Source organism: Staphylococcus lugdunensis, from assembly GCF_001558775.1.
GTDB lineage: Bacteria > Bacillota > Bacilli > Staphylococcales > Staphylococcaceae > Staphylococcus > Staphylococcus lugdunensis.
On record NZ_CP014022.1, the window covers coordinates 2395530 to 2413160 of the forward strand.

Sequence of the window (17631 nt, forward strand, 5' to 3'; positions counted from 1 at the left end):
TGGATTGAAAATAAGCTTATACCAAGCTTTTTCAATCCTAGTCAACCTTGCTGGGGCGGGGCTACGAATTCATTATGAATTCTGTCACGCTCCTTTTTTATATACAAATTTAATGCCTATTATTATTTAAAACCTTAGAGTGTTATATGTTATAACTATAAATCCATTTATGTGCCTCCATTGAAGTATTAAGTAGCCATCAATTACCACTACTTCTATGATATAATGAACGTAAATTTCAGGAAGGAGTTCTTTATGGATTATAGTGACAATGTTTTTAAGCAAAGTCCTAAGCAGGCATTAAAATATTACTGGATAAAGTATAGTCTTTACTTTGTAATTGAATTTATTGTTTTGAGTGTTTTGACTTATTTTTGGTACACAAATCATTGGTACCATTGGTTGATATATATTGCTGCTATCTATTTAGTACTCATGTTTATCACTTTGATTGCAAGCCCATATATCTTATACCATCATAGATACTATCGTCTTGATGGCAATAATATAGAAATTAAGAAGACATATATTTTAAAGAAACATAAAATGAGCAAGATCGAACGTGTGCAACAAATCGATGTTAAATCAAATCCGTTGTTGTATAAATTGAAATTAAATAAGTTAGTAATACCAACTGCCGGTCATGAAATTAGTTTTCCTATTGTTTCGGAAGCTGAAGCATTGCGATTACAGGATAAAATCATACAAGGTTTGAGAGGTGTAGATACAGATGTCTAATCCTCAAAAATTACATATTATTTCCTATATTAACTGTATTTATAATGCAATAAAACAAAATATTATTTTATTTGCCATTGTCGTAGGTGTGAATATATGGCAATTTGATTTCTCAGAAATTCGTGATTATATTGGGTTAGGTATAGTGCTGATGTTCTTTATAATATCGTTAGTGTCACAAATTTTAGAAGTATATAGTACAAGATATTGGTTAGAAGATGATCACTTCATTGTCACACATGGGGTTTTTAACAAAAATAGAAAAGAATTAAATGTCCGAAAAATCCAGTCGTTTGAAACCACTCAAGGTGTTATCGATCAACTTGTTAATGGTGTCAAATTGCAAATAAAAACGCCAAGCGATGGCGTGGAATTAGAAACAATTACGAAATCACAAAGCCAAATGATTGAACAATCAATTCGAAATAAACAACTCGAATTACTGCAAAAAGGTGACTTACAACTTGAAAATAAGAAACATGATTTACAAGATACACAATCACTAGACAATGAACAAACAGATAATCAAAATATTATATTTAAAATGTCCTTTAAGACTTTATTATTAATGGCTTTAACAAGTGGAGCTGTTGGTGTGACATTTGCAGCACTCAGTCCAATATTTAATTCGGTAGAAGACTTTATACCATGGGATAGTTTGACTCACGGTATATTAAGTTGGGTGAATTCAGCATTTAAAATTGTATTTGTCATTACTGTTGCCCTTATTATCGTAAGTTACATTGTAGGAACGGCAATCATGATGATTCGGTACTATCATTACACAGTGACACAATCGCATAGTCAGTTAAAAGTATCTTATGGATTACTAAATGTAAAAAATATAACAGTACCAACTGATAGATTGCAGGCTGTCGTTGAAAAACAGTCGTTATTACGCAAATTATTTGGATATACATCTATACATTTTATTATTACGAGCGATTCAGATGTCACTTCAGAAGTAGATGTCAGTACAAAAGGTAGAGTTATGATTTTACCTTTTATTAAACAGCATGAGGCTTATCGCATATTAGCTGATTTAGTGCCAGAAATGGATTTTATCAAAATTGATAAAGGCATGCCTTTAAGAAGCTTTCATCGACATTTCTTCATCTTTTCAGTGATCATATTAATTTTAGCAAGTATCGGTACCTATTTTTGGAGTGTTTGGAGCTTTGGGATTGCAGCAGTATTAATTTTGATAAGAATATTACATGCTTGGGTCTACTTTAAATGTTCAGGAATGGCGCAAAATGACAGTGAAATTGCAGTAAGTGAACTGACATTTTTAACGTTAAATAGTTATTACTTTAAAAAAGATAAAATACTTGAAATTGAAACTGAACAACACCCATTTTTACAACGTGCTCGTCTCGCTACAATAAACTTTATTCTAGCCAAAGGTGCAATTTTCCAGGGTGTGACGTTGAAATTTGAAGATGAGCATAAAGTTGAAAATGTTACTTCGACATTTTTAAGAGGTGAATCAAATGACAACTTATAATCATATGAATCAAAATGGACCTAAAATCATGCGTATTGCAGCAACAATAACTTTACTAATTATAAGTATCATTTTGATTGCAGCAATATTAATAAATTATTTTTTATTACACTGGCTAACTTTAATGCAAATTAGCATTGGACTAGCGATATTTTTTAGTGTATATATTGTTATTTTTATTGTTGTGAATCCTTGGTTAAAATATAAAAATTTTCGCTATTCATTAGAAGCTGATGTAATTTACATTCGGACGGGTATTATATTTGTTTCAACACAAGCAATACCGCTATTTAGAATTCAAAACATCGATATTACTGAAGGCTTTTTAATGCAATTTTATGATTTAGCAACTGTAAAACTTTTTACTGCTGGTGGCTTTCCAAGTGTAGAATTAATTAATAAAGTAGAGGCACAGCGCCTAAAACAAATGATTCGACAACAAAAAGCTGAGCAATCTGATGAAGATAACATTGATAATGAAAATAATGACATAGAATGAGGGTTAAATAGATGATTTATGGAATAGGTATTGATTTAATTGAAATTGAACGTGTTCAACGATTAAATGATAAACAACCCAAATTAATTGAACGTATTTTATCTCCTGGAGAACAACAGCGCTATCATAGTTTTTCAAGCGAACGTAGAAAACTTGAATTTTTAGCTGGACGTTTCACAACAAAGGAAGCATTTAGTAAGGCTTTAGGTACTGGACTAGGTAAAACTGTTGCTTTTCATGATATCCATTGTTATAACGATGATTATGGAAAACCATGTATCGACTATCCAGGATTTAAAGTGCATGTAAGTATTACACATAGTGATCATTATGCTATGAGTCAAGTTTTATTAGAAAAAATGGATGAAGCGGCATATAATAAAAATAAGAAAAATGAGATATGATAATATCCATTTATAATATGTTACGGTCATTTCGAGGAGGACATAACATGTCAGATAAGTATTATAGAAACACCTATATCAACGTCGATTTAGCTGCAATTAATAACAATTACCGACAATTCACTCAGTTACATGATAATAAGACAGTGATACCAGTAATTAAAGCGAACGGCTATGGTTTAGGAAGTGTGCAAATTGCTCAATATTTAGTGGACCATGGCGCTTCTTTTTTTGCTGTAGCAACTTTAGATGAAGCGATAGAATTGCGCATGCATGGAATCAAAGCAAAAATATTGATTTTAGGAGTTATACCTATAGAAGATATTAATAAAGCAATTCAACATAGAGTTGCAATAACAGTCCCTTCAAAATCATGGTTATCATCTGCTATTAAAGCTATCAATGATGATAATGAGAAAAGACTGTGGTTGCATATTAAACTTGATACAGGCATGGGACGCTTAGGTATTAAAAACCAAGCAGAATACCACCAAACCATTCATTTAATAGAACAGCACGAGCATCTTGTTTTTGAAGGTGTCTATACACATTTTGCATGTGCAGATGAACCAGGAGATTCTGCACAACAGCAATATCAATGTTTTAAAACATGGGTAACTTCAACGGATATGCCACGTTATGTTCACGCACAAAATTCTGCTGGTGCATTGATGATAGATGCAGATATTTGTAATGCTGTAAGGTTAGGTATTTCACTATATGGTTACTATCCATCAGAGTATGTAAAGGAAGAGGCTGACATTGAACTTCAACCTAGTGTTGAGTTAATGACCCAAATTGTACAAACAAAAGAACTACAACCTGGTGAGTCAGTCAGCTATGGCAGTACTTATACAGCGCAATCACCTATAAAAATAGGTATCATACCAATTGGCTATGCAGATGGTTATTTGAGAATAATGCAAGGGCATTTTGTAAATGTGAAAGGACAGCAATGTGAAGTGATTGGCCGTGTTTGTATGGATCAAACAATCATTAAAATTAATGATGATATTGTTGAAGGCGATGAAGTATGTGTTATAAGTAAACAACAGGATAGCATACAATCAGTAGATGCAATTGCAAAACAACAAAAAACAATCAATTATGAGGTGCTATGCAACCTTGGACGACGCTTGCCAAGAATTTACAAATTTGATAATAAAGAATACATTATTAATGATTTATTAAAATAGTGTAGTCACTCCATCTAAAATTTGTTATTATTAAACTAACTAAAGGTTTAATAATAACTTTTTTAGAATCACTGGAGGTTCTTCTTATGCTAACTTTTAATCAAAATCGTAGTCATAGTCTAGAACAGTCATTAAAAGAAGGGTATGCTCAGATGGCAGACCTTAATCTCTCCCTAGCAACAGAGGCTTTTCCAATTGAATGTGAAGCTTGTGATTGCAATGAAACTTATCTAACTTCCAATCATCAGAGTGAATGATTAGACGCGGCGATGTATATTTAGCTGATTTATCACCGGTACAAGGGTCTGAACAAGGGGGAGTAAGACCAGTTGTTATCATTCAAAATGACACCGGTAATAAATATAGTCCAACTGTAATTGTAGCTGCAATTACTGGAAGGATTAATAAAGCGAAAATACCCACTCATGTGGAAATAGGTAAAAAGAAATATAAGTTAGATAAAGATTCTGTTATTCTGTTAGAGCAAATACGAACATTAGATAAAAAAAGATTAAAAGAAAAACTTACTTATCTCTCTGAGGATAAAATGAAAGAAGTAGATCATGCCCTAGACATTAGTCTAGGTTTACATAACTATCATTAAATTTTTTGAATTAGATATATGTATTACTCAAAGTTTTATATATGTAATAGGTCATTGTTTTCGAAACTTTTAAATGCTCATGTAACATAGTTAACATACTTCTAATCAAACATACTCATACATTTTATACTTGAGCTGAAACAAATCTTAAGTGTTGTTTAATAGCTTGAAAAGTTAATGGTAAAGAATGTCTTGAGTTTAAACTTTAGGTATTCCCTAAAGTTTTTTTTGGCTTAAAATGACTACGTGTTAAGTAAAAATTAAAGAAATTAAATGTAGCTGATAGAATAGTAGCTAGGTTTTTATTGCCATTTGCTTATGCTATTATGGTACTCTTGACTTATTAGAGCGAAATGTTTCATGTTTAGCCTATGTTAAATAAATGGTCGTTTCATTGAAGTAATAATGAATGTTGTAGTAAGGAGGAAACGTCGTGGAAGAATTTAAAAAACACTATAAAGAATTATTAGACGAAAGCATTGCTACTGGTGTGCAACCTCAGCTACTAGAAAAATGTGAAAACTACACGAGTGAAGTGATTAAAAAAGATATTTTGCCTGAAGATATTGTGGAAATACATAAGAATTATATATCTTCTCTTAGCTTAGAAGAACATAAAATTTTAGATACATTAGACGTCTTAAAAGAAGTAGTTAGAGGATTTGGCTACAGCTATCGAGATTATCAAAAGTTAGTAAATAAATTACAATTCCACGATAAAGAAATTGATTTAGCTTCTAGATTGCAACAAACTATGTTAAAGGCTGACATACCACAATTTGACAGTATACAAATTGGCGTCATATCAGTTGCTGCACAAAAAGTAAGTGGAGATTATTTTAATTTGATTGACCATAAAGACGGAACGATGAGTTTTGCGATTGCAGATGTCATCGGTAAAGGTATTCCAGCCGCATTAGCTATGAGTATGATCAAATTTGGTATGGACTCATATGGGCACTCTCAATTGCCAAGTGATGGATTGAAGCGACTAAATCGAGTTGTTGAAAAAAATGTTAACCAAAATATGTTTGTAACTATGTTCTATGGTTTATATGAGGAAATGAATCATTTACTATACTGCAGTTCGGCGGGGCATGAGCCAGGTTATATTTATCGAGCGGAAACCGAGGAATTTGAAGAAATTGAAGTTCGTGGTCGCGTATTGGGTGTAAGTCAAAATACACGTTATCACCAACAAGAAATTGCAGTTAATCTCAATGATTTAATCATTATCTTTACCGATGGCGTAACCGAAGCTCGAAACTCAATGGGTGAGTTTATTTCAAAAAAGGACTTATTAAATCTAATTCATAAATATAAACATATGCATCCGCAAGATATTGTACAATTACTATATGAAGCAATTTTAAAAATACAAAATCCGAACAAGCGTGATGATATGACAATTTTGATTATCAAAAGAGTAAATTAACATAAAAAATTGTGGTTATAACAATATTGTTGTGGGTATAAATAGAGCGTATGTATTTTGTGAAATGAATTTATTTAGGAGTGTAAATATATGAACCTTAATGTAGAAACTCAATCATTTGAAAAATATTATGAAGTTAATGTAGCTGGTGAACTGGATGTCTATACAGTACCAGAATTGGAAGAAGTTTTAGTTCCAATGCGACAAGAAGGAGATAAAGATATTCACGTAAATTTAGCAAATGTGAGTTATATGGACTCTACTGGTCTGGGCTTATTTGTTGGAACACTAAAAGCATTAAATCAACATAATAAAGAACTTTATATTTTAGGCGTGACAGATCGAATTAGTAGACTTTTTGATATTACAGGATTAAAAGATTTAATGCATGTTAATGAAGGGACGGAGGTTGAATAAAATGCTTGGAAATCACGATTATATTGAAATGAGATTACCAGCTTCAGCTGAATATGTAAGCTTAATTCGCTTAACGTTGTCGGGCGTGTTTTCCAGAGCAAGTGCATCATATGATGATATAGAAGACGCCAAAATCGCTGTGAGTGAAGCGGTGACCAATGCAGTAAAACATGCTTATAAAAACGAACAAGAAAACGGTAGAATTAATCTTTGCTTTGAAATTCTAGAAAATCAAATTAAAATCGTTATTTCCGATCAAGGAGAAAGCTTTGATTATGAAGCAACTAAAGCAAAATTAGGGCCATATAATAATAATGAGAATATTGACTTTTTACGTGAAGGTGGGCTAGGTTTATTTTTAATTGAATCTTTAATGGATGAAGTTACTGTCTGTAAAGAATCTGGTGTTACGATCAGTATGATTAAGAATATAAAAAAAGAGCAGGTGCCAAAAAATGACGAAAGAGTCGAAATCAATTAATGACACTTCACCTGAACAAATAAACCAATGGATTAAAGAGCATCAAGAAGACAAGAGTACAGAAGCCCAAGATAAATTGGTGAAACATTATCGCAAGTTAATTGAATCACTTGCTTACAAGTATTCTAAAGGGCAATCACATCATGAAGATTTAGTTCAAGTGGGAATGGTTGGATTAATAGGTGCAATCAATCGATTTGATATTTCGTTCGATCGAAAATTTGAAGCATTCTTGGTGCCAACTGTTATTGGTGAAATCAAACGATATTTAAGAGACAAGACATGGAGTGTACATGTGCCTCGACGTATTAAAGAGATTGGACCTAGAATTAAAAAAGTTAGCGATGAGTTAACAAATGAACTAGAACGATCACCTTCTATTACAGAAATTGCAAACAGACTTGAAGTTACAGAAGAAGAAGTGCTTGAAGCAATGGAAATGGGGCAAAGTTACAATGCGCTAAGTGTTGATCATTCGATTGAAGCTGATAAAGATGGGTCAACAGTAACTTTATTAGATATCATGGGTCAGCAAGATGATAATTACGACTTGACCGAAAAAAGAATGATTTTAGAACGTATTTTACCTATTCTATCTGAGCGTGAACGAGAAATTATTCAATGTACATTTATAGAAGGTTTGAGTCAGAAAGAAACTGGCGAGCGTATAGGACTGAGTCAAATGCATGTATCACGACTACAACGGACGGCAATAAAAAAATTACAACAAGCTGCAAAACAATAAAAGCAGAGACCATCATTTGTAAAGGTCTCTGTTTTTTCTATGAATATCTTTTAAATCAGAAGATGATATCAATATATGTTAAAATAAGCATGAATTTCTAGAAAAGTGTGGTAAAACAATGGACAATCAATTAATTGCAACTATCGAACAAAATTATTCATTTTCAAAAAAACAAATTACTGCAGTATTATCGTTATTAGAAGATAATAATACAGTCCCTTTTATTGCTAGATATCGAAAAGAGGCTACTGGCGGTTTAGATGAAGTTGAAATAAAACAAATAGCTGATGAATATCAATATGTAGCACATTTACAAAAGCGTAAAGAAGAAGTGATTAATAATATAGAACAACAGGGATTGCTTACAGAAGAATTAAAACAAGACATCTTAAAACAGACTAAATTACAGCGTGTTGAAGATTTATATCGGCCTTACAAACAAAAGAAAAAAACACGAGCAACCGAGGCAAAACGTAAAGGATTAGAACCGTTTGTAGACTGGTTACTGTTACCTAAACTAGACGTAGATATAACAACAAAAGCAGCCTCATTCTTAAATGAAGAGGTAAACGCTGTTGAAGAAGCTATCCAAGGTGCGCAAGATATTATTGCTGAACGTATTGCAGATCAACCTTCATATCGTACAAAACTGTTAAAAGATGTGTACCATCAAGGGCAATTGGTTACGACAAAAAAGAAAAAAGCGGAAGATGAAAAAGAAATTTTTTCAATGTATTATGATTATTCCGAACCTATTAAAAAAATAGCTAACCATAGAGTTTTAGCGGTGAATCGTGGAGAAAAAGAAAAAATATTGACTGTGAAAATTGAATTTGATATCACGCATATTCAACAGTTTATTGCTAAAAGAGAAATAAAATATCAAACTGAAGCAAGTCGTATTATTCAAGAGGCAATAAGCGATAGTTTGAAACGTTTAGTAATGCCATCAATTGAACGAGAGATAAGATCAGATCTTACTAATAAAGCAGAACATCATGCAATTGATGTTTTTAGTGAGAATTTACGTCATTTATTACTACAACCACCAATGCGTGGTAAACAAATTTTAGGGATTGATCCCGCATTTAGAACAGGATGTAAATTGGCAGTAATTAATCCATTTGGCACTTTTGTTGCTAAGAATGTGATGTATCCACATCCTCCTGTATCTAAAGTCCAAGAGGCAAAAAACATACTATTAAAAATGATTAGAGATTATAATGTAGAACTGATTGCAATAGGAAATGGTACTGCTAGTCGTGAGACAGAACAATTTGTAGCACAAGTTATTCAAGAATACCAATTATCAGTTCAATTTATTATCGTCAATGAAGCAGGTGCATCTGTATATTCTGCTTCTGAAGTAGCTCGTAATGAGTTTCCTAACTTTCAAGTAGAAGAAAGAAGTGCAGTTTCAATAGGTCGTCGAGTTCAAGATCCGTTGAGTGAATTGGTTAAAATAGATCCAAAATCAATTGGTGTTGGGCAGTATCAACATGATGTTAATCAAAAAGAACTTGAGCAGGCACTTGCATTTGTTGTTGAAACAGCTGTGAACCAAGTTGGTGTTGACGTTAATACAGCATCAAAATCATTATTGCAATATGTATCCGGCTTAACGGCACCAATCGCACAAAATATTATAGATTACCGTGAACAACATGGTGCTATTAAGCATAATAAAGAAATCAGTAAAGTAAAAAGATTAGGTGCTAAAACATTTGAACAAAGCATTGGATTTTTACGTATCATCGATGGAACAGAGCCACTGGATAATACGTCTATCCACCCAGAAAGTTACCAAGCGACATATCAATTACTTCAGCAACTGAATTTAGATATCAATGAGTTAGGAACGAAAGGACTAAAAGAAAAATTAAGTAAATTAGATGTGAATTCACTTTCTACAAAATTAAATATAGGTATTCCAACATTAGAAGACATTATTGAATCTTTAAAAGCACCACACAGAGATCCACGAGACGAGTTCGAAACACCACTGTTAAAATCAGATGTACTTTCAATAGCAGACTTATCAAAAGGAATGAAATTAAGTGGAACTGTGAGAAATGTCGTTGATTTTGGTGCGTTTGTTGATATTGGTGTTAAACAAGATGGACTGGTTCATATATCTAAACTATCTAATAAATATGTCAAAAACCCAATGGATATTGTAACTGTAGGAGATATTGTTGATGTATGGATAATAGATATAGATGAGCAAAAAGGAAAAGTATCATTAACAATGGTTAATCCAAATGAATAATGACGAATTGCAAAATCTAACTGAAACTATATCTAAGCAGTATTTTAATAAAATATTTGAGCACGAAGCGTATTTTAACAACAGACTAAGAACGACTGGTGGCAGATATATTTTAAAAACGCATAATATTGAGCTTAACCCTATGCAATATAAACATTACGGACTAAAGGCATTAAAGGATATTATTAAACATGAACTATGTCACTATCATTTGCATCTATCTGGCAAAGGATATCAGCACAAAGATAATGACTTTAAAGAACTGAGTGCCAAAGTCGGTGCAACGAGATTTTGTTCTGCAATCAAAAGCTATCAAGAGCGTGCTAATTATGAATACCAATGTAAAAGATGTGGCGTAACATACTTAAGAATTAAAAGAGTGAATATCTCAATCATGAGATGTGGCAAATGTAATGGGAAATTAAAACTAAATCAGGATTATAGAAAATAATAATTGATATAGAGAAAGTCTAATCTTCAAAATTAAATTAGGAAACACTATAGCCATATGTGTGTAATAAAAGCTTATGGTGATTAACAAATTTACTAAGAAGATTAGGCTTTTTTATATTATTAAAAGTATTGACATAAGGATGTAATAATAGTATTATGGATAGCGTTGTGCTAGACAGTAGTTATGAATTTGACAAGTTGTTAAGAAGGTAAAATTAAAGTTAATTTATAATTGACTTTGAATTACAAATCTATTACAATTATTATTGTTCTCGATAGACGAATAAGTTTATTGCGTTTTGCCAGCGGTCGTGGCGGAATGGCAGACGCGCTAGGTTGAGGGCCTAGTGGGAGAAATCCCGTGGAGGTTCAAGTCCTCTCGGCCGCACCAATCATCTATTATATATGCGGGTGTAGTTTAATGGCAAAACCTCAGCCTTCCAAGCTGATGTTGTGGGTTCGATTCCCATCACCCGCTCTGTGAACATTGAAAACTGAATGACAATATGTCAACGTTAATTCCAATAATGTAACGAAACGTTACAAAGATTTAATTAGTATTTATGAGCTAATCAAACATCATAATTTTTTATGGAGAGTTTGATCCTGGCTCAGGATGAACGCTGGCGGCGTGCCTAATACATGCAAGTCGAGCGAACAGATAAGGAGCTTGCTCCTTTGACGTTAGCGGCGGACGGGTGAGTAACACGTGGGTAACCTACCTATAAGACTGGGACAACTTCGGGAAACCGGAGCTAATACCGGATAATATGTTGAACCGCATGGTTCAATAGTGAAAGATGGTTTTGCTATCACTTATAGATGGACCTGCGCCGTATTAGCTAGTTGGTGAGGTAACGGCTCACCAAGGCAACGATACGTAGCCGACCTGAGAGGGTGATCGGCCACACTGGAACTGAGACACGGTCCAGACTCCTACGGGAGGCAGCAGTAGGGAATCTTCCGCAATGGGCGAAAGCCTGACGGAGCAACGCCGCGTGAGTGATGAAGGTCTTAGGATCGTAAAACTCTGTTATTAGGGAAGAACAAACGTGTAAGTAACTGTGCACGTCTTGACGGTACCTAATCAGAAAGCCACGGCTAACTACGTGCCAGCAGCCGCGGTAATACGTAGGTGGCAAGCGTTATCCGGAATTATTGGGCGTAAAGCGCGCGTAGGCGGTTTTTTAAGTCTGATGTGAAAGCCCACGGCTCAACCGTGGAGGGTCATTGGAAACTGGAAAACTTGAGTGCAGAAGAGGAAAGTGGAATTCCATGTGTAGCGGTGAAATGCGCAGAGATATGGAGGAACACCAGTGGCGAAGGCGACTTTCTGGTCTGTAACTGACGCTGATGTGCGAAAGCGTGGGGATCAAACAGGATTAGATACCCTGGTAGTCCACGCCGTAAACGATGAGTGCTAAGTGTTAGGGGGTTTCCGCCCCTTAGTGCTGCAGCTAACGCATTAAGCACTCCGCCTGGGGAGTACGACCGCAAGGTTGAAACTCAAAGGAATTGACGGGGACCCGCACAAGCGGTGGAGCATGTGGTTTAATTCGAAGCAACGCGAAGAACCTTACCAAATCTTGACATCCTTTGACCGCTCTAGAGATAGAGTCTTCCCCTTCGGGGGACAAAGTGACAGGTGGTGCATGGTTGTCGTCAGCTCGTGTCGTGAGATGTTGGGTTAAGTCCCGCAACGAGCGCAACCCTTAAGCATAGTTGCCATCATTTAGTTGGGCACTCTAAGTTGACTGCCGGTGACAAACCGGAGGAAGGTGGGGATGACGTCAAATCATCATGCCCCTTATGATTTGGGCTACACACGTGCTACAATGGACAATACAAAGGGCAGCGAAACCGCGAGGTCAAGCAAATCCCATAAAGTTGTTCTCAGTTCGGATTGTAGTCTGCAACTCGACTACATGAAGCTGGAATCGCTAGTAATCGTAGATCAGCATGCTACGGTGAATACGTTCCCGGGTCTTGTACACACCGCCCGTCACACCACGAGAGTTTGTAACACCCGAAGCCGGTGGAGTAACCATTCGGAGCTAGCCGTCGAAGGTGGGACAAATGATTGGGGTGAAGTCGTAACAAGGTAGCCGTATCGGAAGGTGCGGCTGGATCACCTCCTTTCTAAGGATATATTCGGAACATCTTCTACGAAGATGCGGAATAACGTGACATATTGTATTCAGTTTTGAATGTTTATTAACATTCAAATAAATCGTTTTAAAAGAGAGCGTTTGACAAATAATACTATTTGCCAATGCTTCATTTAAAATTGATTGTTGTACATTGAAAACTAGATAAGTAAGTAAATTAGATTTTACCAAGCAAAACCGAGTGAATTAGAGTTTTAAATAAGCTTGAATTCATAAGAAATAATCGCTAGTGTTCGAAAGAACACTCACAAGATTAATAACACATACACACTTATATAATTTTGAAAGAAAACGTTTGTCAGGCGAGGCTTTGAAGCATTTCTAAGCGCAGTTTACTAATGTAAATGAGCATTAGAAATGATGAAACAACAAAGCATGCGCGCGTTTGACTCAAAATGAATGAGCTTTAAAAGAAATCGTATTCAGATAATGAGTTGAACCATTTTGAAGCACAGTGTGGAAGATTAAGTTATTAAGGGCGCACGGTGGATGCCTTGGCACTAGAAGCCGATGAAGGACGTTACTAACGACGATATGCTTTGGGTAGCTGTAAGTAAGCATTGATCCAGAGATTTCCGAATGGGGAAACCCAGCACAAGTTATGTTGTGTTATCGACATGTGAATACATAGCATGTTAGAAGGCAGACCCGGAGAACTGAAACATCTTAGTACCCGGAGGAAGAGAAAGAAAAATCGATTCCCTGAGTAGCGGCGAGCGAAACGGGAAAAGCCCAAACCAATAAGCTTGCTTATTGGGGTTGTAGGACACTCTATACGGAGTTACAAAGGAATATATTAGACGAATCATTTGGAAAGATGAATCAAAGAAGGTAATAATCCTGTAGTTGAAAATATATTCTCTCTTGAGTGGATCCTGAGTACGACGGAGCACGTGAAATTCCGTCGGAATCTGGGAGGACCATCTCCTAAGGCTAAATACTCTCTAGTGACCGATAGTGAACCAGTACCGTGAGGGAAAGGTGAAAAGTACCCCGGAAGGGGAGTGAAAGAGAACTTGAAACCGTGTGCTTACAAGTAGTCAGAGCCCGTTAATGGGTGATGGCGTGCCTTTTGTAGAATGAACCGGCGAGTTACGATTTGATGCAAGGTTAAGCAGGAAATGTGGAGCCGTAGCGAAAGCGAGTCTGAATAGGGCGTTGAGTATTTGGTCGTAGACCCGAAACCAGGTGATCTACCCTTGGTCAGGTTGAAGTTCAGGTAACACTGAATGGAGGACCGAACCGACTTACGTTGAAAAGTGAGCGGATGAACTGAGGGTAGCGGAGAAATTCCAATCGAACTTGGAGATAGCTGGTTCTCTCCGAAATAGCTTTAGGGCTAGCCTCAAGTGATGATTATTGGAGGTAGAGCACTGTTTGGACGAGGGGCCCCTCTCGGGTTACCGAATTCAGACAAACTCCGAATGCCAATTAATTTAACTTGGGAGTCAGAACATGGGTGATAAGGTCCGTGTTCGAAAGGGAAACAGCCCAGACCACCAGCTAAGGTCCCAAAATATATGTTAAGTGGAAAAGGATGTGGCGTTGCCCAGACAACTAGGATGTTGGCTTAGAAGCAGCCATCATTTAAAGAGTGCGTAATAGCTCACTAGTCGAGTGACACTGCGCCGAAAATGTACCGGGGCTAAACATATTACCGAAGCTGTGGATTGTCCTTTGGACAATGGTAGGAGAGCGTTCTAAGGGCGTTGAAGCATGATCGCAAGGACATGTGGAGCGCTTAGAAGTGAGAATGCCGGTGTGAGTAGCGAAAGACGGGTGAGAATCCCGTCCACCGATTGACTAAGGTTTCCAGAGGAAGGCTCGTCCGCTCTGGGTTAGTCGGGTCCTAAGCTGAGGCCGACAGGCGTAGGCGATGGATAACAGGTTGATATTCCTGTACCACCTAGTATCGTTTTAATCGATGGGGGGACGCAGTAGGATAGGCGAAGCGTACGATTGGATTGTACGTCTAAGCAGTGAGACTGAGTGTTAGGCAAATCCGGCACTCATAAGGTCAAGCTGTGATGGGGAGAGGAAATTGTTTCCTTGAGTCGTTGATTTCACACTGCCAAGAAAAGCCTCTAGATAGATAACAGGTGCCCGTACCGCAAACCGACACAGGTAGTCAAGATGAGAATTCTAAGGTGAGCGAGCGAACTCTCGTTAAGGAACTCGGCAAAATGACCCCGTAACTTCGGGAGAAGGGGTGCTCTTTAGGGTGCAAGCCCAGAAGAGCCGCAGTGAATAGGCCCAAGCGACTGTTTATCAAAAACACAGGTCTCTGCTAAACCGTAAGGTGATGTATAGGGGCTGACGCCTGCCCGGTGCTGGAAGGTTAAGAGGAGTGGTTAGCTTCTGCGAAGCTACGAATCGAAGCCCCAGTAAACGGCGGCCGTAACTATAACGGTCCTAAGGTAGCGAAATTCCTTGTCGGGTAAGTTCCGACCCGCACGAAAGGCGTAACGATTTGGGCACTGTCTCAACGAGAGACTCGGTGAAATCATAGTACCTGTGAAGATGCAGGTTACCCGCGACAGGACGGAAAGACCCCGTGGAGCTTTACTGTAGCCTGATATTGAAATTCGGCACAGCTTGTACAGGATAGGTAGGAGCCATTGAAACGTGAGCGCTAGCTTACGTGGAGGCGCTGGTGGGATACTACCCTAGCTGTGTTGGCTTTCTAACCCGCACCACTTATCGTGGTGGGAGACAGTGTCAGGCGGGCAGTTTGACTGGGGCGGTCGCCTCCTAAAAGGTAACGGAGGCGCTCAAAGGTTCCCTCAGAATGGTTGGAAATCATTCATAGAGTGTAAAGGCATAAGGGAGCTTGACTGCGAGACCTACAAGTCGAGCAGAGTCGAAAGACGGACTTAGTGATCCGGTGGTTCCGCATGGAAGGGCCATCGCTCAACGGATAAAAGCTACCCCGGGGATAACAGGCTTATCTCCCCCAAGAGTTCACATCGACGGGGAGGTTTGGCACCTCGATGTCGGCTCATCGCATCCTGGGGCTGTAGTCGGTCCCAAGGGTTGGGCTGTTCGCCCATTAAAGCGGTACGCGAGCTGGGTTCAGAACGTCGTGAGACAGTTCGGTCCCTATCCGTCGTGGGCGTAGGAAATTTGAGAGGAGCTGTCCTTAGTACGAGAGGACCGGGATGGACATACCTCTGGTGTACCAGTTGTCGTGCCAACGGCATAGCTGGGTAGCTATGTATGGACGGGATAAGTGCTGAAAGCATCTAAGCATGAAGCCCCCCTCAAGATGAGATTTCCCAACTTCGGTTATAAGATCCCTCAAAGATGATGAGGTTAATAGGTTCGAGGTGGAAGCGTGGCGACACGTGGAGCTGACGAATACTAATCGATCGAAGACTTAATCAAATATATGTTTTGCGACGCAAAATCAATTTTACTTACTATCTAGTTTTGAATGTATAACATTCACTTGTCTGGTGACAATGGCAAGGAGGTCACACCTGTTCCCATGCCGAACACAGAAGTTAAGCTCCTTAGCGCCGATGGTAGTCGGACTTACGTTCCGCTAGAGTAGGACGTTGCCAGGCAAAGCAAATGGATGCGATGAGCCGCATTGAGACCGAGAGGTCTCTTTTTTTATGCCAAAAATTGAAAAACAAGTCGATAAATAACGGCTTTGCGAAGAGAAAGCGATTGAAGCTGACGCATTGAGATTTTTGAGCAGCGAGTTTAGTCGAGCTAAATGAGCAAACAAAAATAGAAAATAAGGAAAGATGCGAGCGTTTGTCTCAAAGCAAAGTAAGCTCCTTAGCACCGATGGTAGCAGACTTACGTTCCGCTAGAGTAGGACGTTGCCAGGCAAAGCAAATGGATGCGATGAGCCGCATTGAGACCGAGAGGTCTCTTTTTTTATGCCAAAAATTAAAAAACAAGTCGATAAATAACGGCTTTGCGAAGAGAAAGTGATTGAAGCTGACATCAGACAACATTATTTATCGGAATTTTCTGAAATTATAGTTGTATGTCTTTGATATCGTGGTAAAATATAACTATTCCTTTGAAAGGGGTGGTTATTATATTTCCTTACATATTATTTATTACTACAATGTCATTTACGCCTGGGCCTAATACGATTATGGCGATGTCAGAGGGACAGCAGAAAGGATTTTTACGAGCGTTACCATTTAATTTAGGCGTGTTGCTAGGCATTTTATTGACTTTAACTGTGGCATTATTATTTTCAGAGCCATTGAAAGAATCACAAATGTTTATTTTGATTATGAAGATAATAGGAACAGTGTATCTTTTATATTTAGCATACCATGTGGTGGTGTCTACGCCAGAGGATGCTGAAGATGCGTTAGATCGTCCTATTTTGAAAGGGATATTAATTCAAACTACTAATATAAAGGCAATGCTTTATTTTTTGACAGGATTGACGACATTTTCATTACCTGCTGCTTGGGAACATACTTATATTCGATCGATATTATTAATTGTTATAGGTATTGCTGGTGCGCTTGCTTGGTCACTATTGGGTCAAGTGATGAATACTTTGTATCATCGCCATTATAGAATTATTAATGTTATTATTGCGCTGTTACTACTTTATAGTGCAGTAGAATTATGGTAGATATCAAAAAATTTAGAGGTTAACGTTTGGCATATTATCGTTTTTGAGTTATTAAGATTTATGATAGCGATAAATATGCTTTTTTTATAGAAAATCGGTTGAT

At 37.2% G+C, this 17631-nt stretch carries 14 protein-coding genes, 2 tRNA genes and 3 rRNA genes; all 19 read left to right on the forward strand.

Annotated elements, in window-relative coordinates:
- Positions 1 to 255 precede the first annotated feature (255 nt).
- Positions 256 to 738: a PH domain-containing protein gene (locus tag AL499_RS11205; RefSeq protein WP_002492078.1), complete on the forward strand. Its 483-nt coding sequence runs from the start codon at positions 256 to 258 to the stop codon at positions 736 to 738.
- Positions 731 to 2245, forward strand: a complete 1515-nt coding sequence (locus AL499_RS11210) for a PH domain-containing protein (RefSeq protein WP_002492082.1) — start codon at positions 731 to 733, stop codon at positions 2243 to 2245. The genes AL499_RS11205 and AL499_RS11210 overlap by 8 nt, the downstream gene beginning before the upstream one ends.
- Complete coding sequence (locus AL499_RS11215) at positions 2232 to 2744, forward strand: PH domain-containing protein (protein WP_002461197.1); 513 nt, start codon at positions 2232 to 2234, stop codon at positions 2742 to 2744. Before AL499_RS11210 ends, AL499_RS11215 begins: the two co-directional genes overlap by 14 nt.
- Positions 2745 to 2755: 11 nt before the next feature.
- On the forward strand, positions 2756 to 3148 hold the full coding sequence (gene acpS, locus AL499_RS11220; protein WP_002461196.1) for a holo-ACP synthase: 393 nt from the start codon (positions 2756 to 2758) through the stop codon (positions 3146 to 3148).
- A 47-nt stretch (positions 3149 to 3195) separates the two neighbouring features.
- Positions 3196 to 4344 carry an alanine racemase gene (gene alr / locus AL499_RS11225; protein WP_002492086.1) on the forward strand — a complete coding sequence of 383 codons (1149 nt, stop codon included), beginning with the start codon at positions 3196 to 3198 and terminating at the stop codon, positions 4342 to 4344.
- Between the two features lie 86 nt (positions 4345 to 4430).
- The gene (mazE, locus tag AL499_RS11230) at positions 4431 to 4601 is read left to right on the forward strand and encodes a type II toxin-antitoxin system antitoxin MazE (protein WP_002461193.1); all 171 of its coding nucleotides are present in this window, start codon (positions 4431 to 4433) and stop codon (positions 4599 to 4601) included.
- Complete coding sequence (locus AL499_RS11235) at positions 4598 to 4948, forward strand: type II toxin-antitoxin system PemK/MazF family toxin (RefSeq protein WP_002461192.1); 351 nt, start codon at positions 4598 to 4600, stop codon at positions 4946 to 4948. The genes mazE and AL499_RS11235 overlap by 4 nt, the downstream gene beginning before the upstream one ends.
- Positions 4949 to 5381: 433 nt before the next feature.
- Complete coding sequence (locus AL499_RS11240; protein ID WP_002461191.1) at positions 5382 to 6383, forward strand: SpoIIE family protein phosphatase; 1002 nt, start codon at positions 5382 to 5384, stop codon at positions 6381 to 6383.
- A gap of 90 nt (positions 6384 to 6473) precedes the next feature.
- The gene (locus AL499_RS11245) at positions 6474 to 6800 is read left to right on the forward strand and encodes an anti-sigma factor antagonist (RefSeq protein WP_002461190.1); all 327 of its coding nucleotides are present in this window, start codon (positions 6474 to 6476) and stop codon (positions 6798 to 6800) included.
- A gap of 1 nt (position 6801) precedes the next feature.
- Entirely contained in the window at positions 6802 to 7281 is a 480-nt protein-coding gene (gene rsbW / locus AL499_RS11250; protein ID WP_002492094.1) for an anti-sigma B factor RsbW, read from the forward strand.
- Positions 7256 to 8026, forward strand: coding sequence for an RNA polymerase sigma factor SigB (gene sigB / locus AL499_RS11255; RefSeq protein WP_002461188.1), 771 nt, complete (start codon positions 7256 to 7258; stop codon positions 8024 to 8026). Before rsbW ends, sigB begins: the two co-directional genes overlap by 26 nt.
- Positions 8027 to 8144: 118 nt before the next feature.
- Positions 8145 to 10295, forward strand: a complete 2151-nt coding sequence (locus AL499_RS11260; protein ID WP_002478980.1) for a Tex family protein — start codon at positions 8145 to 8147, stop codon at positions 10293 to 10295.
- A complete protein-coding gene (locus AL499_RS11265; protein WP_002492093.1) occupies positions 10288 to 10746 on the forward strand; it encodes a SprT family protein in 459 nt (152 codons plus the stop codon). Before AL499_RS11260 ends, AL499_RS11265 begins: the two co-directional genes overlap by 8 nt.
- Before the next feature lie 307 nt (positions 10747 to 11053).
- Positions 11054 to 11139, forward strand: a tRNA-Leu gene (locus AL499_RS11270).
- Between the two features lie 16 nt (positions 11140 to 11155).
- A tRNA-Gly gene (locus tag AL499_RS11275) sits at positions 11156 to 11226 on the forward strand.
- A 110-nt stretch (positions 11227 to 11336) separates the two neighbouring features.
- Positions 11337 to 12887, forward strand: a 16S ribosomal RNA gene (locus AL499_RS11280).
- Between the two features lie 491 nt (positions 12888 to 13378).
- A 23S ribosomal RNA gene (locus AL499_RS11285) occupies positions 13379 to 16300 on the forward strand.
- 67 nt (positions 16301 to 16367) lie between these two features.
- A 5S ribosomal RNA gene (rrf, locus tag AL499_RS11290) occupies positions 16368 to 16482 on the forward strand.
- Together the 16S, 23S and 5S rRNA genes with 2 tRNA genes alongside form the textbook arrangement of a ribosomal RNA operon.
- A 518-nt stretch (positions 16483 to 17000) precedes the next feature.
- Positions 17001 to 17528: a LysE family transporter gene (locus AL499_RS11295; protein WP_226952573.1), complete on the forward strand. Its 528-nt coding sequence runs from the start codon at positions 17001 to 17003 to the stop codon at positions 17526 to 17528.
- Positions 17529 to 17631: the final 103 nt, after the last annotated feature.